General features: G+C 74.1%; 17 protein-coding genes. 5 read left to right on the forward strand and 12 right to left on the reverse strand.

Annotated elements, in window-relative coordinates:
• Window positions 1-171: 171 nt before the first annotated feature.
• The 11 genes from LG943_RS04850 to LG943_RS04900 all read right to left on the reverse strand — a co-directional run bounded on the left by LG943_RS04850 (window position 172) and on the right by LG943_RS04900 (window position 12,655).
• The gene (locus LG943_RS04850) at window positions 172-696 is read right to left on the reverse strand and encodes a DUF4913 domain-containing protein (RefSeq protein ID WP_270070945.1); all 525 of its coding nucleotides are present in this window, start codon (window positions 694-696) and stop codon (window positions 172-174) included.
• Window positions 697-814: 118 nt separating this feature from the next.
• Complete coding sequence (locus tag LG943_RS04855) at window positions 815-2,548, reverse strand: hypothetical protein (RefSeq protein ID WP_270070946.1); 1,734 nt, start codon at window positions 2,546-2,548, stop codon at window positions 815-817.
• Window positions 2,549-2,620: 72 nt separating this feature from the next.
• A complete protein-coding gene (locus LG943_RS04860; RefSeq protein WP_270070947.1) occupies window positions 2,621-3,901 on the reverse strand; it encodes a hypothetical protein in 1,281 nt (426 codons plus the stop codon).
• 11 nt (window positions 3,902-3,912) lie between these two features.
• Window positions 3,913-5,769: a type IV secretory system conjugative DNA transfer family protein gene (locus LG943_RS04865; RefSeq protein WP_270070948.1), complete on the reverse strand. Its 1,857-nt coding sequence runs from the start codon at window positions 5,767-5,769 to the stop codon at window positions 3,913-3,915.
• Between the two features lie 6 nt (window positions 5,770-5,775).
• Entirely contained in the window at window positions 5,776-7,368 is a 1,593-nt protein-coding gene (locus tag LG943_RS04870; RefSeq protein WP_270070949.1) for a hypothetical protein, read from the reverse strand.
• Window positions 7,369-7,386: 18 nt separating this feature from the next.
• Complete coding sequence (locus LG943_RS04875) at window positions 7,387-8,856, reverse strand: SCO6880 family protein (protein WP_270070950.1); 1,470 nt, start codon at window positions 8,854-8,856, stop codon at window positions 7,387-7,389.
• Window positions 8,856-10,439 (reverse strand): hypothetical protein, encoded by a 1,584-nt coding sequence (locus LG943_RS04880; protein ID WP_270070951.1) that lies wholly within the window; start codon window positions 10,437-10,439, stop codon window positions 8,856-8,858. The genes LG943_RS04875 and LG943_RS04880 overlap by 1 nt, the downstream gene beginning before the upstream one ends.
• 72 nt (window positions 10,440-10,511) lie before the next feature.
• Complete coding sequence (locus LG943_RS04885; RefSeq protein ID WP_270070952.1) at window positions 10,512-11,300, reverse strand: hypothetical protein; 789 nt, start codon at window positions 11,298-11,300, stop codon at window positions 10,512-10,514.
• A 34-nt stretch (window positions 11,301-11,334) separates the two neighbouring features.
• Window positions 11,335-11,688 carry a hypothetical protein gene (locus tag LG943_RS04890; RefSeq protein WP_270070953.1) on the reverse strand — a complete coding sequence of 118 codons (354 nt, stop codon included), beginning with the start codon at window positions 11,686-11,688 and terminating at the stop codon, window positions 11,335-11,337.
• A gap of 95 nt (window positions 11,689-11,783) precedes the next feature.
• Window positions 11,784-12,110, reverse strand: a complete 327-nt coding sequence (locus LG943_RS04895; protein WP_270070954.1) for a hypothetical protein — start codon at window positions 12,108-12,110, stop codon at window positions 11,784-11,786.
• 5 nt (window positions 12,111-12,115) lie between these two features.
• Window positions 12,116-12,655 (reverse strand): hypothetical protein, encoded by a 540-nt coding sequence (locus LG943_RS04900; RefSeq protein WP_270070955.1) that lies wholly within the window; start codon window positions 12,653-12,655, stop codon window positions 12,116-12,118.
• A 643-nt stretch (window positions 12,656-13,298) separates the two neighbouring features.
• Between LG943_RS04900 and LG943_RS04905 the strand changes: the two genes are divergently transcribed.
• From LG943_RS04905 to LG943_RS04925, 5 genes are all read left to right on the forward strand, one after another.
• Complete coding sequence (locus LG943_RS04905) at window positions 13,299-13,922, forward strand: hypothetical protein (protein WP_270070956.1); 624 nt, start codon at window positions 13,299-13,301, stop codon at window positions 13,920-13,922.
• Window positions 13,919-15,385, forward strand: coding sequence for a C40 family peptidase (locus LG943_RS04910; protein WP_270070957.1), 1,467 nt, complete (start codon window positions 13,919-13,921; stop codon window positions 15,383-15,385). The genes LG943_RS04905 and LG943_RS04910 overlap by 4 nt, the downstream gene beginning before the upstream one ends.
• A gap of 135 nt (window positions 15,386-15,520) precedes the next feature.
• On the forward strand, window positions 15,521-16,021 hold the full coding sequence (locus LG943_RS04915; RefSeq protein ID WP_270070958.1) for a hypothetical protein: 501 nt from the start codon (window positions 15,521-15,523) through the stop codon (window positions 16,019-16,021).
• Between the two features lie 91 nt (window positions 16,022-16,112).
• On the forward strand, window positions 16,113-16,757 hold the full coding sequence (locus LG943_RS04920; RefSeq protein ID WP_270070959.1) for a hypothetical protein: 645 nt from the start codon (window positions 16,113-16,115) through the stop codon (window positions 16,755-16,757).
• A 20-nt stretch (window positions 16,758-16,777) separates the two neighbouring features.
• Window positions 16,778-17,476 carry a M15 family metallopeptidase gene (locus LG943_RS04925; protein ID WP_270070960.1) on the forward strand — a complete coding sequence of 233 codons (699 nt, stop codon included), beginning with the start codon at window positions 16,778-16,780 and terminating at the stop codon, window positions 17,474-17,476.
• Window positions 17,477-17,636: 160 nt separating this feature from the next.
• Here LG943_RS04925 and LG943_RS04930 read toward each other — a convergent pair whose 3' ends face one another.
• Window positions 17,637-19,817, reverse strand: coding sequence for a hypothetical protein (locus tag LG943_RS04930; RefSeq protein ID WP_270070961.1), 2,181 nt, complete (start codon window positions 19,815-19,817; stop codon window positions 17,637-17,639).
• Between the last annotated feature and the right edge of the window lie 41 nt (window positions 19,818-19,858).

Below are 19,858 nucleotides of genomic sequence, written 5' to 3' on the forward strand. Positions count from 1 at the left end.
CGCCCCCGTGCTGACGGGACATTTGTAGTGGCGGGGGGATGCCAGCTTCATCATGGCGGGTTTCACCGGGCCGACGGCCGGGTGAACAAACGGTATGCGCACGCCCGGACCTGCGGCGGAGTGTGATCCGGGCCGCCGCGCGCGCTGTTCAGCCCGGTGTCACCTGAGGGCCTACCACTCGTCCTCGAACCAGCCCTCGGGCGAGGGGTCGGCCGGCAGCGGGCGCGGCTCCTGGTGGCGGCGCGAGGTGCACTCGCGGAACGGCCCGGTGTCGCCCAGCAGGATGCCCATCTGGAAGTCGAGGTGGTCGCGGTACCACACGGCCATGCCGGTGCCCGGCTCCCAGCGCAGGACCTCCCAGGCGTGCCACAGCGCCTGGAACCGCGACACCGCCTCGGCGTGCCGCCACCACTCCTTGCACCAGCGGAACTGGCCGCCCTCGGGGCGGACGTAGACCGGCAGGAACCGGTGCCGCACGAACTCCTCGACGTTCTTGAACACCGGCTCGGGCGCGGGCTCCTCGGCGTCCTCGGGGGGCGCCTCGGCGTTCTCGTCCACGCGGGACACCGCCGTGCCCACGCTGGGGGCCTCACCGGCCAGGGAGTACCCCGGGCCGACGCCGTCCTCGGGCTCGAACGTCGCCACGGTCTCGGGCTGAGCCCCTTCGTCCGCCCATCCCGGCTCAGCGCTGCTCATCGCCGCCGCTTCCTCTCCTGTTGACTCCTGTTGACGCTGTGGTGCCGCCGCCGCCCGGTGCGGCGCGCGGCCGCGCCCGCCCGGCCGCACAGGTGCGGTCGGGCGCCGCGCGGGTGCCTCATCGGCGGGCGGTGGTCGTCCTGCGCTCGCGCTGCGCCAGGACGGCGTTGCGGGTGCGCGCCGTCGTCTGGTGCTTGCTCAGCCGCGCGAGGGCCGCCCGCTTCTGCACGGCGCTGCGCGGCAGCCGGGAGTCGCCCCGCACCGCGCCGACCCGGTCGCCGCCGCTGTGGCGCGCCCGGACGTCGCTGGAGCGCACCCCGCCCGCCGTGCCGTGGATCCGGCCGACGCGCACGTTGCTGCCCTCGCCCACGGCGGCGCCCCGAGCCGCCGCGCGCCGGTCGGCCTCGGCGCGCCCCTGGCGCACACCGCTCCCCTGCCCGAGGTCGCGGCCCTGCTCCCGGGCCCGCTGGTTCAGCCAGTCGGTGCCGCTCTGGCGGGCGTCGGCTTCGACCATCTCGCGGACGGGCCGGCGCAGCCCCGAGCCGGAGGCGTTGTGCGCGCGCACGGCGTCGGCTATGTTGCCCGGCAGGACGGAGTCGGCCGCCTGGCGCGGGTCGGCCGCCCGGATCTCGGTGCCCGACGCGGCGGCCTGCTCGCGGTAGGCGGCGGCCTGGGCGTTGAGCGCCGTGACCCGGTCGGCGGGGGTGGCCCGGGCGAGGTCGTCGGCGGGCACGCCCCGGAGCTGGTCGGCGGTGGTCAGGGCGGCGTCGGCCGCCGGGTAGCCGTTGCCGGTGCCGCGCTCGGCCCGCTGCTCCTCGCGCTGGAGGTTCTCGCGGTAGCGGTCTGCGAACCCGGCGATCTTCTCCTTGGCGTGGTTGAGCCGGTTGACCAGGCTCTCCCAGGCGGCCTTGCCGCCCACCACACCGGCGGCCAGCGACTCGAACCTGTCGCGCCAGGCGTCCAGGTCCACGCGGTCGCGCCGGGCGTCGTAGCCGGTGGCGGCCTGGTTCCACTCCTGCTCGGGGGTGCGGGCCGAGGAGTCGTCCAGCCGCACCGAGGAGCGGGCCGCGATGGCGGGCCAGTTGAGGTCCTTGGAGGTGTTGCTGTCGCGCCAGTTGGGGTCGGAGGCCATGGCGCGGCCCAGGGAGTCGGCCAGCAGCGGGTGCTCGCCGTCGATCCGCTCGTTGACGCGCTCCAGCGCCTCGCGCGCCTCGGCCTCCTGCGCCATCGCCGCGCTGAGCTGGGCCTGGATCAGGTGGCGGGGGTCCATCTTGTTGAGGGTGCGGTCGTCCAGGGCCAGCCGCCACACCTGCTCGGGCGGGGTGGAGCCGGTGATCCGGTCGCGCAGCCCCTCGGCCGCCGCCCGCTCCAGCCGCTCGGCGCGGTCGTCGTCGCCGTAGAGGACCTCGCCCACGTCGGAGTAGGTCAGGCCGCGCTGGACCTGGCGCAGGTACTCCGGATTGAGGCCGCTCGCCTGGGCGGCGGTGTTGGGGTCGGCGCTGCGGGCCAGGTGCACGTTGGCCTGGATGACCTCGGGCGAGCGCCGCAGGTTCTCCTCGGGGGTGTCGAACTGGCCCTCGCGGACCTGGCGGCGCTTGCGGGTCTCGTAGTAGGTCGCCGCCGTCGCCGCCTTGTCGCGGTTGGTCGCGGCGCCGGGGCCGCGGCCGACCGCCGCCCGGTACTGGGCGGCCAGCAGGGCCTCCACGGCGTCCTTGCCGCCGCCCGAGGACCCGGACTCACCGTCGGCCCCGGCCTGGCGCGCGCGGGCGTCGAGCAGGTTGCGGGTACGGCGGCGGTCCTCCGCTTCCTTGCCGAGGAGCGGATTGCGGTTGCCTGGCTCCTGGTCGGCCATGGGTCCCTCCGTGACGAAACGGGCGTGGCGGGCGCCGCGCGTTCGGCGCCCGCCGCGCTGGTGCGGCCGGTGCTAGGGGGTCGGCCCGCGCCCGCCTCCGGGCGTGGGGCCGGAGTGCCGGGTGCGAGCGGCCCGCCGCGCCGCCGCGTTCCGCCCGATGCGCACGTTCGGCTGAGTGCGCCCGTGAGGGAGCGTCGCCGTTCCGTGGGGATTGTTGCGGAGGGCGTGCGGCGCTGCCGGGGCCGGGGCCGGGGCGGGCGCCGCGGCGGGGTTTCCGGCCGCGGCGGGTGCGCCGGTCGCGGCGGGCGCGGCCGGAGCGGCGGCCGCGGCGTTCGTCGGCGCCGTCGTGGGAGGCGGCGGGGCGCCGTGGCGGGCCGCCTCGAACGTGTCGCGCATCCGCTGCCGCTCCGCGCGCATCTGGGGCAGGTAGGTGTTCTGGACCTCTTGGGGCAGGATGTCGTTCTTGCGGACCTGGCGGTCCAGATCGCGCAGCTCGCGCACGTGCCGCCGGTGCTCGGTGCGGTAGTCGGAGTACGCCGCGTTGGCTCGCGCGCGGTCGCGCAGGGTCTCGGTGAGGCGGACGTTGGTGGGGTGCGAGATGTGGTCGAAGGCCCTGTTTCGGCGCTCGATCTCGGCGCGGACCCTCCGGGTGTACAGCTCGCGCCCGCCCCGGGCGTCGAAGCGGTTCAGCCTGTCGGCGCGCGCTCCCACGGCCTCCCGGTTGCGCTCGTTGCGCGCCTCGATGATCTGCCGGCGATGCTCGCGGTCCCGTGTGCCGCGCAGCAGTTCGCGCGCCGCGCGGTTGTTCTCGCGCCGCTGGGCGTTGAGCCGCCGCGTGGCCCTGAGGAACACCCGCAGCCGGACCATGCGCGCCCCGAGCATGCGCCGGAGGTTGCCCGCCCGGAGGCGCAGGCGGCTGAGGAACCGCCGCACGCGGGCGTAGAACACGCGGCGGCGGGCGCGGTTGCGCACCCGGCGCACCTGCCGGCGCTGCCGGTTGGCCGCCCGCCGCTCCTTCTTGATGTCGATGCGCGCCTTGCCCTCGGGGGTGGCCCGCTCGCGGCGGCGTTCCTGGCGGCGCCTGCGCAGCCGCCGCACCGCCTGGAGCAGAAAGCCAATATAGCCCAGCAGGGCACCCGTCACTCCGCGCGAGAACGACTCCAGGAACTGGCCGATCCACTTGCGCAGGCCCTCGATGCCGCGCAGACCCGAGATCGTCCCGTTGGCGGGATCCTCTCCCGGCCCTCCGTTCAGATTGGGGTCGCCCGGCCCGCCGCCGTGGGCCATCTTGGCCCGCATGTTGTGCGCCGCCATCTCGGCCGCTGACGGCCCTCTGGCTCCCGCGTCGTCCATGTCCCGCGCTCCTAACCCACAAGCTGGGACGCGACGTCACCGGCTCCGGAGCCCTGGGCCGGACGGCCCTGCTCCCGGCGCCTCGCCCCTGCGGTGATCTGTTCCTCGGCCTCGGCGATCGCCTTGCCGATGAGCTTGGCCTTGCTGGTCTTGTACCAGGGCAGCATGCGCAGGATCGTGGGCCGGGCCGCCGTCGCGAACAGCAGGCACTCCCCCTTCTCGATCTGGCGGATGTCCGAGCCCTGCATGATCTCCTGGCGGCGCAACTGCACCGACTGGTTGCCCTTGCCGTCGCCGTAGCTGAACGACGTGGTGGACACGTCGTGCTGGCCGATCAGCTTCGACAGCGCGTCGACGATCTTGTGGTCGTCAAGGCCGGCGCCGAACACCTTGACCGTGGCCGCCGACCACATCGCCTCCATGCCGTTCTCCGTCCACACCCGCACCCCCTGCCGGTAGCTCTGGAGGATCGTGACGGGCACGATACCGCGCGACCCCAGGTGCGAGTACATGTCGGGCAGGTCGGCGATCTTGCAGATGTTGGCGGCCTCGTCCAGCACCGCCACCAGCGGCGGGTCGAGCCGGCCGCCCTGGCCCTCGGCGGCCTCCTCACCCGCGAGGAAGATCGCGTCGGTCATGGCCGCGATGAGGGGGGCCGCCGCCGCGCGGGACTTGCTGAGCAGGTGCAGGGTCTCGCGGCTGCGCACGAACGTGCGCGGGTTGAACTCCGGCAGCGTGGGGTCGTCGGGACGGGTCACCCACGACATGATCGCGGGGTCGTCCAGGCACCGCGCGGCGGTGCGCGCGGTGGTGTAGATGCCGTCGCGGGTCTCGGCGACGATGTTCTGCGTCTGGCGCAGCGCCTCGGCGTAGGCGGTGAACCCGTGGTCGAACAGCAGGTCCACCGGCATCGGCAGCTTGGTGTCGTTGAGCCACTCCCCGACCCGGTCCAGCCCCAGGCCGCCCACGGAGGCCGCGAGGATGAGCTGGGAGAGCAGGGCGCGCGCCGCCGGGCCCCACATGTCCTTCTTGGAGTCGTCGTCGATGGTGAGCACGAAGTGCCCGGCCACGCGGTACGCGTCCTCCACCGTGTTGACGTTGGCCAGCGGGTTCCACCAGAACGTCTGCTCCTGGTGGGTGACGTGCTGGGGGTCGAACAGCCACACCCGCTCGCCGGTCATGCGCTCGCGCAGGCTGGCGGTGGCCGCCCACACGTCGGCCTTGTTGCTGGTGGCCAGCGCCGGGCCGGGCGCGTCCATCACGTAGGGGATCGCCAGCGCGGTGGTCTTGCCGGCGCGGGGCGCCATGTAGGCGAGGATGGTGTCCTCCCAGGAGGCGAACAGCCGGGGTCCCGCCTTCTTCCCGTTGCCCTTGATGTCGCCGATGATCAGGCCCACCTCGGCGTCGGGCAGCAGCTTGGGCTTGCGCTTGGCCAGGGAGCGCTTGCGCAGCCGGACCGCCTTCTCGGCCGCCTGGGGCCGCGCCAGCTCGGCCACGGTCTCGTTGTCGCGGTTCAGGGCGTCGATCGCGTCGGGCTGGGCGTAGAGCCGGCGGCGCACCAGGCTCAGCACCCGCCAGGTGCCCAGCACCGCGCCGCTGAGCAGCACCGCGAACACCAGCAGCACCGGCAGGGTGGGGGTGCCCGGCCAGGTGGTGGCGGTGTCGCCCATCAGCAGGGAGTAGGCCCAGAACGCGCTGAAGCCGCCCACGCCCCCGCCGGTGACCGCGGCCACCAGCCAGGCCGCCACCCAGAACAGGAAGAACAGGCCCACCACGCCCCACAGGGAGAGCAGGATCAGCAGGGGCGGGGCGCCGGCCGCCGCCGCGCCGCCCTTGACCTGGTAGGTGGGCTTCTTGTTCCGCGCCATGGCGCCTCAGTCCCTCCGGATCGCCTGGTCGGTGTCGTAGAGGACCATCTCGTCGCGGGTCAGCGACATCTGCACCGGGATGCCGAGCCGCTCCGCGCCGGTCTTGATCAGGTACTTGCCGCGGCCGGGGTGGCGCGCGCCGGGCTGCCAGGAGTCCGGCGAGGACCACGAGGACACCAGCCCCTGCTCGGGCGCGGTCAGCGGGGTGATGCGGTTGACCCACGCCAGCTCGCGCGGCGGCAGGCCGGCCAGCACCGTGATGGCGGAGCGGTCCACGAACCCGCGCGCCTTGGCGCGGTCCTCCTCGGTGGACAGCGCCTCCAGGTCGCTCAGGGAGTGCGTGACCATCACCGACGCCATGCCCTTGGAGCGGTTGAGGCGGGTGAGGGAGTCGGCGAAGTCGACCAGGCCGGGGGCGCCGCGCAGCGCCCGCCACAGCTCGTCCATGACGCCGATGTAGGAGCGGCGGCGGATCAGGCCGTGCTCGGCCAGCACCGAGGCGGCGTCCACCATGCCGAAGCCGTAGCTCCAGGTGCACAGCATCGCCGCGGTGAGCAGCTTGTCGCCGGCGGCGCCGACCCGGGAGATGTCGACGCTGACCCCGGGCGCCTCCATGTCCAGTGCGCGGGTGGTGGCTCCGTCGAATACGCCGGCCAGCGACCCCGTGCACAGCAGCCGCAGCGTGAAGACGAGGTTGTCGACCCGCTGGTCGTAGGTGCGGGCGTCGGCGCGGGCGTAGGAGCGCAGCGCGTCGGGGCCCTCCTCGACCACTTGCAGGACGTCCACGACCGTGGGTTCGCGGCTGCCGGCCAGGCGCTCGTCCAGCAGGTCCACGGCCGCGCCCAGCACGACCTCCTCGGCGTTGCTGATGCGGTCCTCGCGGATCAGCGTGCACAGCGCCATCAGCAGGGAGATGCGGCGGGAGCGGACCTCCCAGCGCAGCTTGTCGCGCTCGACCTGGCTGAGCCGGCTCATCACGCCGCCCAGCGGCCCGGCGTCCAGCGGGTTGATGCGGTCCAGGCCGCGCCCGATGCGCACCACCTGGCCGCCCAGGTGGCGGATCAGCTCGGTGTAGTCGGGCTTGGTGTCGCCCAGGATGATCGCCTGGGAGCCGAACGCCACCGCGCCGGTCACCAGCCGCTTGACGAACGTGGACTTGCCGGTGCCGGGCTGGCCCAGCACGAAGCAGCCGGGGTTGGTGACCAGGCCGGCGCGCAGCCAGCCCATGGGGTCCATGCACACGACCTCGCCGGAGAGCAGGTCGCGGCCGATGGGCGTGCCGATGGACGGCGGCTTGGAGGAGGTCACGAACGGGTACAGGCCGCACGCCTGGGCGGTGGTGGCCTGGTACTCGGGCGCCTGGGGGACGTTGACGGCCGCGCCGCCCCCTCGGTGGCGCCAGCCGCGCAGCGGCGCGATCACCTCGCGCCGGTCGCCGGCCTGCTGGCCGCCGCCGCGGCGGCGCCCGCCCAGCTCGCCGCCCTGGTCCTGGGCCTCGCGGCCCTGCTGCCCCTTCCTGCCCGCCTGCTTCTGGAGCTTGCGCTCGGCCTTCTGCTGCCGGCGCTCCTCGCGCCGGCTCTGGCGCTGCACGATGGCCATGTGTGTCCGCTCTCTCCCCTAGCCCATTCCGCGCTGCACGAGGAACGGCGGGCACACGCCCAGCGGCAGGGTCGTCGCGAAGGCGACGTCCTGGCTGCCCCATGCCCGGCGCAGCCGGATCTTGGAGGTCTCGGCCGCCGACTCGGTGTGGGCGACCGCACGCTTGAGCTGCTCGGGGTCCTCCACCGTGACGCTGGCGTACAGGCTCATCTGCACCAGCCCGGCGCCGCGGGTCTCCTCGCGGGCGGCCTGGCGGGCGTAGGCGAGGTCCTGGTTGTCGCGGGCGCTGACCCTGCGGCGCACCCGCCACGACAGCTCGCTCTTGTACTGCGCGGCGGAGTTCTGCGACTCCAGCGCGCGGGCTGCGGCGGCGGCCGGCCACGGGCGGAACAGCAGCGTGGTGCGCTTGGTGTAGCGGGTGGGCGCCAGCAGCTCGGCCAGCACGGTGCTGGTGACGTGGGTGCGCGGCGCCTCCTGCCAGATCCAGGCGACGCTGTGCCCGCTGTCGTGGACGTAGCGGTCGTGGAAGGTCTCGGCCTCCACGGGGGTGGCGTCGGTCCAGTCGCCGGTCTCGATGCCGGCGGGGTTGGTCCGCAGCAGCGTGTTGAACTCGTTGAGCGCCGCCGGGTCGTAGGCGGTGCGCACCATGGCGACGAGCTGCTGGGGGGTGGCCCGGCCCAGGACGGTGACGCCGGCGCTGCCCAGGCTGGACTCGATGGTGTTCAGGTAGTTGCTGATCTCGGCCGCCGCCTCCAGGCGGTCCTTGGGGTTGGCCGGGAACTTGCGCGGGTCGAAGGTGATGGACACCCGGGTCTCGATCTGGGCGCTGATGGCCGGGGCCTGCTCCACCAGGTCGCTGACGATCTTGCGGGCGGCCTCGGGCGAGAACGGGTCGACCTGGGAGGCCACCCCCTCGCGCAGGGCCGCGCCGGGATCGGGCCGCGACTCCACGGTCACCGTGATCCACTGGACCCACGGCATGTGCCCGAAGGACGCCAGCCAGGAGTGCCAGTTGGCGACCCAGCCGTCGACGTCGCCGGGTTCGGCCAGCCACACCGAGTTGGACGACACCAGCACGGTGGCGGTCATGTGTCCCAGGCGGCGGTTCCAGGCGATGCCGAACCGCCCGCCGCGACCGTCCTCGCACGACAGCAGGGTGATCGGGGCGAGGATCCCGGGGAGCTGGAAGGCGCGCGGGTGCTCCACGAGCACGCCGGCGCGGTAGCGGGTGTGGCCCAGGACCGAGGCCCACCACCAGCGCAGCCGGGTCAGCAGGAAGCTGAGCAGCGACTCCCCCTGCACGGGCACGGCCGCCAGCGCGAACACGGCGGCCATGACCGGCAGCAGGTAGAGGAACAGCGCCGGCGCGTACAGGCCGGAGAACATGAGCACGATCAGGCCGGCCAGCAGGCCCAGCGTCGCGTTGAAGCTCAGCCCGAACAGGCCGATGCTGCGGCGCCGGCGCCAGCCCCCGTAGGTGCGGGCCATCAGATGAGCCTCCCTTCAGAACCGTCGGGCAGCGGCGGCGAGGACGACGCCGGGGTGGCGGCACCGGGCTCGGCCGCGGGGGAACCGGTGGCCAGGGCGCCCTCGGCGCCGGGTCCGGGGTCGCCGCCGGCCGCGCCGGGGGCTTCGGCGGCGCCGCCGGGGGTGTCGACCGCGGCGGTGCCCGCACCGGTGGTGGCGGTGGACTCCGAGGCGCCCGAGGCGGTCTCGTAGCCGGCGGTGGTGGCGGTGGTGGCCGATCCCGACTGGTCGGTGGCCTCGGTGGCGCCGGTGGAGAGCGCGCCGGAGTCCTCGCTGATGAACGACCCGCCCTCGCCGCCGAGCGCGCCGCCGCTCATGTTGCCGGCGCCGCTGAAGGAGCCGGCGGAGAACCCGCCGCCCTGGGTGCCCAGGGCCGAGACGGTCTGGGCGCCGCTCGTGGGGTCGCCGGCGCTGCCGGGCATGGAGCCGTCGCCCAGGCTGTTGTTGAGCGAGTTGGCGTGACCGATGGCGCCGCTGGCCGCGCTCGCCGGCTGGACGTCGCCGGAGCCCGAACCGGAGCCGGAGTAGGAGGAGGGCTGGGCGTCGGCCGCGCCGGAGCCCTCACCGCCGCCGCCTCCACCGCCGCCACCGCCCCCGCCGCCGCCTCCGCCGCCGAGGAGGCCCATGGAGCTGGCGCCGCCGGCGGCCAGCGCCATCATCCACACGCCGGAGGAGCTCATCAGCCGCATGAGGACCGGGAGCGCCCCGGTGGCCAGCAGCAGGATGGCGGCCCCCAGCAGGTAGCGGAACAGGTCCTGGCTCTCGTCGCCGCCGGAGCCCTCCGACGCCTGCTGGGCGCTGCCCAGGATGATCAGGCCGGCGAGGTAGATCAGTAAGACGAGCGGCTTGTAGAGCATGCAGGCCACCAGCCACCCGATGACCTTGGGGAAGATCTTCAGGTTGGGCACCATGGTGCTGGCGGCGGCCAGCGGCAGCACGCAGGCGATGATGTAGATGACGCCCTGGAGCAGGGTCACCACGATGATCTGGGTGATCATGCCGAGGATGACCGCCAGGCCGATCATGTAGGTGAGGGCCTGCGTGGCGGCCTCGTTTTCGATGCCCAGGCCGTTGCCGCCCTCCTCCAGCGCCACGCGGAAGACGCTGGGGTAGACCTCCTTGGCGGTGGGGATGAACCCCTCGGAGTCGCGGTCCATGCCGGTGGTCATGACCATGATGCCGAGGTTGCGGCTGAGGTCCATCAGCATCGAGACCAGGAAGATTCCGAAGAAGGTCGCGCCGATCACCGTGAGCAGGCCGCGGACCATGTCCATCATGGGGTCCAGGCGGCGGTGCCACAGCAGCCGGATGCACGCGAACAGGATCCCCAGCGTGGCCAGGAACAGCACGAACGGGCTGAGCACGTTCTGGAGGTGCAGCATGCCCTGGTCCAGCTCGGGCGGCACGGGCTGGCCCGTCGAGGTCGTCACGTTGCCCGTGTTGCCGGAGATCAGGAACGGGTCGTAGAGCAGGCGGTCGAAGAGGGTCGCGATCAGGCCCTCGATGCTCTCGGTGATCCAGTCACCGGACTCTTCCTCGTTCACCGCCGCCCTCCTTTCTGGATTCCGGCCGACCGGGGTGGGGATCGGCGGCCCGCCGGCGCGGCCTCGGCCGCGCTAGCGGTACTGCTCGTCGGTGTTGGGGTCGCAGTAGCGGTCCGGGTCCTCCCGCTGGTCGTTCACCCACTCGCGGTAGTGCTCGCACGCGTACTGGCGGTAGGCCCACTCGGTGGTCCAGGCGACGTCCTCGGGCGCGTCGTCGGGCATGGGGCCGTCGGGGCAGTTGGGCGCCTCCGAGCGGGGCTCGGGGTCCAGCACCGGGCAGGCGTAGTCGGCCCAGATCCAGTCCTCGGAGCGGAAGTCCTGGCTCAGGCACGGGGAGTGCTGGATGGGCGACATCGGCTGGACGTAGCAGTACTCGTAGCAGTTGACCTGCTCGTCGTCGTCGTTGCGGCAGCGGGGGTCGTTGTCGCCCTGGACCGGGATGGTGGTCGACAGGTCCTCCCAGTCGTCGTCGTCGGGGCAGACGAAGGGGTCATCGGCCTCGTCGTCCTCGGGCCGGGGCAGGCAGCCGGGGCGGGTCTCCTGCTCGATGTCGCGCTGGCCCTCGCCGGCCTGGTCGATGACCTCGCTGATGTCCTGGTCGGTCTGGTGGATCGAGCCCTGGAGCAGGTTGGCCGCCAGGGTGCCCGAGCCGATCAGCAGCACCACGCCGAGCACGACGTAGGGCAGGTCGGCCATGCCGCGCGCCGCGATCCAGGGGTCGCCGGTGAAGTTGGCGTGGATCATGCGCCCGCCGATGATCACCAGGGCGAGGACGCCCACCAGCACGCCCAGGCCGGCGACGTAGCCGAGCAGTTCGTTGCCGCGCCCGATGAACTCGGCGCGGCCCAGCATCACCAGCACCGTCCCCGCCTCCTGCCGTCCGCGGCCGTGCGCATCAGACCCCCGCGATCGTGGTGGCGACCGGGATGGCCACGAGCATCAGCGAGACGCCCATGATCGTCCAGACCACGCCGCCCACGCCCTCGGCGGCCACCTCGGAGCGGCCGAGCCGCCCCACCACCATCTTTCCGGCGGAGTAGAGGATGCCCAGGACGCCCAGGACGACGATCACCCCCTGGGCGTAGTTGAGGAACCGCTGGATGGGGTTCTGCTCGGGCGCCTGGCTGTCGCCGAACCCGTAGTCGGGCAGGCGGGGAGTGGTGTCCCACTCCACTACGTTGGCGATCGGGATCGAAACCGTGTCCGCGAGCGCGGCGAGCATCTCGACTCCCGCGTGCATGACCGTCATGTGGCACCCCCTCTGCCGCGGAGATCGATACGGGTCCGCGCCGTCCGGCACTGCCCGCCGCGAAGCGCGGGGGCGGGCCGGGCCGGCGCGGCGGTTCAGGCGACGCTGGCGACCGTGCGGATGACCGGGATGGCCACGAGCATCAGCGAGATGCCCATGACGGTCCACACCAGCCCGCCGACACCGTCGGCGGCGAGGTCGGAGCGGCCGAACTTGCCGATCGCCATCTTGCCCGCGGCGAACAGGATGCCGATGATGCCGATGACGACGATGATGCCCTGGCCCCAGTTGATGACCTGCTCGATGGGGTTGGTGCTGCCGTTGAAGTCGGGCAACTCCGGGTTGTTCGACCAGTTGAAGCTCATGGGCACGAGGGCGAGGTGGTCGACGAGACCACCGGCGAGGTACAGCAGACCGTCCACAGTTCTCAACTCTCCTCAACCTGGCGCGCCAGAGCGCCCCGCGCGGCGCTGAAGCACGCGTTCCTGATCTCGTCCAATGCCTGCTGCGCCTTCTTCGGCAGCTTCACCTGGCCCACCTCGGCGACGTCCACGAAGCGCAGCCCCGCGACGAAGGGGAAGCGGATGAGCCGGCCCACCCGCGCCTCCACCAGGCGCAGCCGGGTCGTGGCCTCGGGCGGCTCGGGTCCCGAGCCGTCGGCCACGACCACCATGGCCGCCGGGACGAGCCCGCCGGCCTCGATGTTGTTCACGACCTCGGCGGCGCGCGCCGTGGCGGCCGCGTTGTCGCGGGTGACCAGGACGAGCGGACGGCCGAAGGTGGCGATCTCCCGGCGGTCTGCGGAGTAGGCCCCGAACTCCCACGGCGTGTTCAGCAGGACGCGCAGCGTGGTGGTGCCGGCGCCGCCGTGGCAGCCCAGCAGCACCATCTCGCGCGCCCATTCGGGCAGGGTGGCGGCCAACTGGAGGGTCTGGGCCGCGTCCTGCTCACCGCGTCGGCGCGCCATGGCGACCCCCGTTGTCCGACGTCCCGTCCGACGTCCCGCCCGGCGTGCGCACCGCGCCGCGAGCGGCCGCGCTCATCGCGCACCGCGCCGCGAGCGGAATTCGCCGCCCCGCGCCCCTGCTCCCGCGAACGGAATCAGGATCGCCACTGAATCCGCGCATTCCAGAGCCCTTAAGTTCGTGATTCCAGATAACGAAGACAACGGTCGCCGGACGCGCCTGCGGGCGCGATGGTCAAGGGCGACACAACGGGGCATATCTATCGCACCCGGGGCATGCATTGCAAGTGTCGCAGATCACAGCGCTCACCCAGCGCGTTCCCCGTCTGCCGGGGGAATCGCGAAAGGTGAGAATCGCATGGAACAATTCACATTTCCGCGCGGAATTTCCGCGGCGCCCGGGAACGGGAAGCCGCGCCCCGCACCGCCGCGCCGGCAATCGGCCCGATTCGGCCAATGCGGGCGCCGCACCGCTCAATACCCGCCCGCAGCACCGGGAAAACCCCGAAAAACCACGAAGCGTAGCCGGAATCCCGGGTGAAAGGGATTGCGCGCGACCACGGTTCTTCGGTATCAAGGGACGTCCTTTCCGCACGAATCGACGGTGAGGTGTGCCCATGTCCAGAACGGCCGGTCAGGGACCCTCATGAGTGAGTTCACCGGCGGCTCGTCGCGCGAGCGGGTCCTCGTGACCGCGATCATCGTGACGCTGGTCGCGGCGGCGGTGTTCCTCTACCTCCAGTTCACCGGCGGCGGAGAGCCCGACGAAGGCGCCGGCGGCACCGGCGCGGCCGGCGAGTCCGGCACCTCCGGCGGCGCCGCCGACCAGGACCGCCCCGTCGGCGACGTCATGGCGCTGCTGCCCCACTCCGAGGACGAGCTGTCCGCCGGCGCCGCCGTGGCCCGCGACTTCGTGGCCGCCTACGCCACCTTCGACCCCGACGAGGACCCCCAGGAGCGCATGGACCGCCTGGAGCCGCTGACCGGCGACGACTTCGTGGGACAGTTGGAGACGCTGCTGCTGAACCCGCCGACCGCCGGGTCGCGCCAGGGCGCGCCCGCCACCACCGCCTCCGCCGAGGTCGTCGAGATCCGCAACGTCGGCACCGACTCCGTCATCTTCGTCGTGGACGCCAACCTGTCGGCCGAGACCGGCGGCGCCGGCGAGACCCAGTCGGCCAGCTACGCGGTCACGGTCGTGCCCGAGGCCGGGGAGTGGCGGGTCTACGGCTTCCAGGACGCCTCGCTCGGCGACCCGGGGATGCCGTGAGCGCCCGGGGGCGCGCCGGCGCCTGGGGCGAGCGCCTGGCGGCATGGGTGCGCGGGCTGGGCGGCCGGCTGCGCGCCGCCGGCGACCGCGGCGAGGTGGTGCCCCGGGTGGCCGGCGGGCTGTCGGCGCTGCTGGTGGCCGGGACGGTCACCTACGTGGCCACCGCGTGCGGGGCCGACCCCACGGCCTCCACCGCGAGCACGGCCGGGACCGGCCAGGCGGTCAACGCCTCCGTCTCGGGCGGCACCATCACGTTCGACGCCCACGAGGAGGGCGGCATGGACACCACCAGCGTGCCGCGCAACATCCCCGCGGACATCCTGGAGATCCAGGAGAAGGCCGCGGAAAAGTACGACTTCCCGTGGGCGATCATCGCCGCGATCTCCCAGAAGGAGACCCACAGCGGCCAGTACGTCGACAGCGGAGACCCCAACTGGGACACCGGTGTGCTGCCGGGCACCCGCAACCCCTACGGCGCGGCCGGCATCATGCAGTTCGGCGTGCTCGATCCCGTGACGGGGCAGGAGGGCGGCCGGCTCGGCAACGCGGGCAACGCCTGGGGCGGCATGCCCAAGGAGCACGTCTCCGAGCGCGCGAACGACTGGGAGCCCGGCGAGATGCCGCCCAACCCGGGCGGGTTCGGCATCGACGGCAACAACGACGACTGGGTCGACGTCTGGGACCCCTGGGACAACATCATGTCGGGGGCGTTCCGGCTGGCCTGGGTCGCCAAGAACGTCGAGGAGAACCCCGGCGGCTCCTACGCCCGGAAATGCCGCAACAAGGAGCGGCCCATCACCGACCCCCTCGAGTGCACGATCTTCATCCACAACAACGCCGACTGGTACGTGTTCCAGATCCTCGACCTGGCCGAGATCCTGGACCGGGAGTACGAGGTGGGGCCCGCGCTCAACCTCACACCGGCCTCCTACACGCCCGCCGGCGACTCCGCCGACTGCGAGCCGGGCCAGGGCGGTGTGTTCGGCGCCTCCTACGGGATCCCCGCCGGGGTCACCGACGAGCACCGCGCCTTCCTGGAGTTCATCCACGCCCAGGTCGGCAAACCGTACGTGTGGGGCGCCACCGGGCCCAGCAGCTTCGACTGCTCGGGGCTGGTGATGACGGGCTTATCGAAGATCGGCGTGACATCACCACGGGTCTCCCAGGACCAGTGGCGAAATATCGACGGCTACAGCGGCAACGGCGTCACGGCGCACCGGGTGCAGACCGGCACGCTCGACGTCTCCAAGCTCCAGGCCGGTGACATCGTGTTCTTCGGCGGCTCCGCCCCCACGCACGTGGGCGTCTACATCGGCAACGGCGAGATGATCGACGCCGGCAACCCGCGCGTGGGCGTGCGGCGCGGCCCGCTCGACACCGGCTACTGGCGGGGGGAGTACACCGGCGCGGTGCGGCTCTCCTTCGGCGGAGGCGGCGACGACGGCGGCGCGATCCAGGCGTGACGGGCGCCGCGGCGCCTCCCCGGCCCCGGTCCCCCCGAAACCCACCCGACCACGGCACCGACACCGACCACCCGACGACGACCGACCGCCGCGGCCCCGCCCCCGCCGAGGCCACACCGGAAAGGACGAATGACAATGGTTCTACCCGCGGTACTCGCCGTCGGAGGGGCGGCACTGCGCGTGGCCGGCCCCTGGATCGCCCGCACGGCGCTGCCCTGGCTCGGCCGCCAGGCCATGAGCAAGGTCATCACACCACTTGCCACCCGGTTCGGCCCCCGCATCACCGGCTGGCTCGCCCAGCGCGGCTGGGGCCGGGCCCTGATGAGCTTCGCCGGCAGGGTCGGGCCCAAGCTCGGCGGCGCGTTCAGCTTCCTCGGCGGCGCGCTCAGCGTCGTCGGCAAGGGGCTGGGCCTGTTCGGCAAGGCCGCCGCCGCTCTCGCCCCCGGAGCCATGTCCGTCGCAGGAGACATCGCCGGCGCGGGCGCCGCCGGACTCCAAAGCGGCGGCGGGCTCTTCAGCCTGGCGGGGCAGTTCGAGGCGGCGGTCGCCGGGGGCGGCGCGTCGCAGTCCGGTATGGGCACCACCGTCGCCGACGGCCTGCGCAAGAGCAGGGGCCAGTTCGGCCTGGCCGCCTGACCGGCACGTCCCGGGCGGTCCGGGGCCGGAGGCGCCGCGCACCCGCGCTGCCCCCGGCCCCGGCCGCCCTCCGCACCACCTCGGCAAGGACATGAGAGACTCGCTCTTCCCGCAGCGCACGACCATCGTGTTCGTCGTGGTCATCGGCGGCCTCATCGGCGCGCTGATCGCCCTCGCCGTGGCCATGATCGACGGCGGGTCGCCCGGGGCGGACAGCGGCCCCAGCGACCGGTCGAGCTACCCGCCCTTCAGCGACGCCCTCCCGGCCGACGCCGACGACTACGCCGACGCGGCGGAGGTGGCACTGGCCCACGCCGAGAGCTACGGCACCTACACGCCCGGCCAGAGCGCCGAGGAGCACCTGGCGGCGGTGCGCGAGGCCGCGCCGCTGGCCGACGTCCCCGACGGCGTGGATCTGGCGGGCGCCACCGCCGCCCACACCGCCCTGGATGAGCGGGGCGCGGCCACGGCGGGCGCCGCCGAAGTGGTGGGCATCGAGTACCTGGGCGCGGAGTCCATGGAGCTGTCGGTCGACGTCACGGCGCGGCCCGAGGACGCCGGGAACTCCGAGGACACCGCAACCGCCGAGGACGCCGATGACATCGAACTGGGCCGCTACACCCTGCTGCTGATGCGCGAGGCCGACGCGTGGGTGGTGGCCGGCGCGGTGCCCGCCGCACCCGAGGACGGCGGCGACGGTGGTGTCGGCGGCGACGAACCGGCGGCGGACCTGTGAAGTACCCGAGGAGGTGGGCGATGTTCAGACGACGCGGCGGCACCGCTTCCCGCATCGCGCGCCGATGGCGGCGGGGTGAGCGGGGCAAGCGGAGCGACCGGGGCGAGCGGGGGGAGATCCGCTCCGACTACTCCATCGCCGGGGCGTCGCTGTCGGTCAGCGGCATCCTGAGCTTCGTGGTCGTCCAGGCCATGACCGGCTCCACCCCCTTCTCCGAGGACCAGCAGGCCGGGACCGACCAGGTGAACTACAGCACCGCGGCGGCCGGCGACTGCGACCGCGGCACCGTGCAGCAGGCCGAGGAGTACGAGAACGGCCGCATCCCCACCGAGGCGCTGTGCGAACTGACCGAGGAGGGCCAGTTCCTGCGGGCGGACGCGGCGGTGGCGTTCCTGGCGATGAACGAGCGCTACCGCGAGGAGTTCGACGAGGACATCTGCATCACCGACGCCTACCGCAGCTTCGCCGACCAGGAGCGCCTCTACGACGCCTACGTCAGCGGAGAGGGCAACCTCGCGGCGCGGCCGGGCACCAGCAACCACGGCGAGGGCCTGGCGGTGGACCTGTGCGGCGGCGTGCAGAACTTCGGCACCCCGCAGCACGAGTGGATGCGCGCCAACGCCAACGACTTCAACTGGTTCCACCCCGTCTGGGCCCAGGAGGGCAAAAGCACCTCCGAGGCGTGGCACTGGGAGTTCACCAACGCCATAGAGGCGTAACCACCGGCCCACGGCCATGCCCGGGGTCTGGGTTTGGGGCCGCGACCACCGACCGGCCACGCCTTGCCTCGGTACCCCGCCGCCCGCCGCCATCGCCGCTCCGGCCGCCGGCGGTGGCCGCCGCCAGAACGGCAATCCCCCGTCAGCGATGGCGGTCCGCCTACTCGGGCCGCTCCTCCCCGTCGAAGCGGTTGGTGCAGACCTCCTCCGAGGACTCCGTCTCCTCGCCGCTGACGACCGCGACCACGGTGAAGCAGTAGTCCACGTCCGGGTTGAGGCCGACCAGCTCGACCTCCTCGGCCGGGGGCCGGGTGTCGGCGAGGAGCACGGAGGGCTCGCCCTCGGGGCCGCCCATGATGTTGTAGACGTCGTCCGCGTCGTGGCCGCGCCAGGTGAGCAGCACCGACACCTCGGTGTCTTCGGCGATCTCCACGTCGGCCGGGGGGCGGGGTGCTCCGCCCTGGTCCTGCGGGCGGTCGGGCTCCGCCGAGCCGTCCGACTCCCCCGCGTTCCCCGACTCTCCCGCATCCCCTTCCCCGCCCGCGTCGCCCGACCCCTGCGGCCGGTCGGTGCCCGCGGAGGAGTCGGCCTGCTGCGACGCCTCGGCGCCGCCGCCCGCGCTCCCGCCCTCGCCGCTCTCCTCGTCGTCGCCGAGCACCAGCACGACGGCGGCGACCGCCAGGGCGACGGCGGCCGCGGCGACCGCGACCGCCAGTGCCGCGACGAGGACGACGCGGTCGGCCGGGCCGCGCGCGGGCTCGGTCGGTGAGGCGAGCGGCAGCGGGGCGCCGTGCGCCGCGCCGGGCAGGGCGCGGTAGCCCAGGAAGGGCTCATCAGGCGAGAGCTGCGCGGTGTCGCCGCGGCCGTCCCCTACTCCGCCGTCACCGCCGTCGCGGTCGTCGGCGGCCCGGTCGGCACGGCCGTCGCGGCCGTCCTCGTCCTCGCCCTCGGCCCGCTCCTCCGCCGCGCGTTCGGCCGCCCACTGCGCCCGGCGCACGGCGGCCGCCGCCGTGGGGTCGGGGCGGGCCTGCTGCGGGGCGCCGCCCCAGACGTTGTCCGCGCGGGCCGGCGGGGTGCCGCCGCCTTCCCCGGACCAGCGCGTCCAGACGGGCGCGGTCCAGTTGCCGGCCGCCCGCTCGCTCTCCTCCTCGAAGTAGACGACCCGCTCGGACTTCTCCGACCCGGGCTCGGCGAAGGCGCCGCCAGGGGTGTCGGGCTCGGCCGCCTCCTCACCGGCGGGCGGGGCCGGGTCCGGCGGGGAGTAGACGCCGGTCTCCTCGCCCTCGCCCTCGCCCTCGTCCTCCGCGTCAGCGGTCCCGTCCGCGCCGGCGCCCGCGCGGCGGCGGTGGGCGGCGGTCTCGGCCGCGCGGGGCGAGTACACGCCCGGCTCGGCCGCGTCCGCCGCCGTGTCCGCCGCCGGGGGCGGCGGCGCGGTCCCGGCCGCCGCCGAGGCGGCCGCACCGGCGGCCGGACCGCCCGCGCCGGGGCGAGGGGCCGAGGCTGAAGGCGGGGCTGAGGGCGCGCCGCCGGCCGCCGCCTCAGCGCTCTCGGCCGCTCCGCCTCCCTCGGTCCCCTCGTCCCCCTCGGCCGCCTCCGGCGCCCAGCCGTGCGCCCGCGCGACGGCGGTCAGGGCCTCGGCCAGCGCCCCCGCGTGGGCGGGGCGCCGGGCCGGGTCGGGGTCCAGTGCCCGGTACAGCACCTCGGCGAGGTCGGCGGGCACGTCGGGGCCGAGCGGGTCGCCCGCCTCCTCCGCCGCACCCCGGGGCTCCGCCGCCGGCGGCACCCGGCCGGTCAGCAGCGCCCACAGGACCGCCGCCACCCGGTAGACGTCGGCGGCGGGCGTGGCGGGCCGTCCCGCCCACGCCTCGGGCGGAAGGTGGTCGCGCAGGTCGCGGTCGAGGGCGCGCGGCGGGAACGGCACCCCGGCGGGCAGCGGCGGGTCGGCGTCGGGATCCAACCGGGCGCCCGGCCCGCTCAGCAGCACGGTGCGCGGGTGGATGCCGTGGTGCACCCAGCCGGCGGCGTGCAGCGGCGCGAGCCCGGACGCCAGCGCCGCGCCGGCGCGGACGGCGTCGGCGGCGCCGAGCCGTTCGCCGCGCGCCAGGAGCGCGGCGGCCGAGCCCGGTGGGGCCTGCGGCGAGACGGCGAAGGGGGCGCCCGGCCCGCCGGCGGAGCCGCCGAAGATCCCGCCGGGGCCGGGGGCGCCGCTGAGCACCCGCACCAGCACCGGCAGGCCGTCCCGCGCGCGGAGCGCCCGGAAGGTGCGGCCGGCGCCGGCGGACCGCACCGGCCCGGTGATCCGGTAGCCCGGCACCTTCGGCGCGTCGGCGTCGGTTGTCATCGCGTGGCCCTCCGAGGTCGGCCGGTCAGCACAGACGGCGC

This window comes from Streptomonospora mangrovi (assembly GCF_027604915.1).
GTDB classification, from domain to species: Bacteria; Actinomycetota; Actinomycetes; order Streptosporangiales; family Streptosporangiaceae; genus Streptomonospora; species Streptomonospora mangrovi.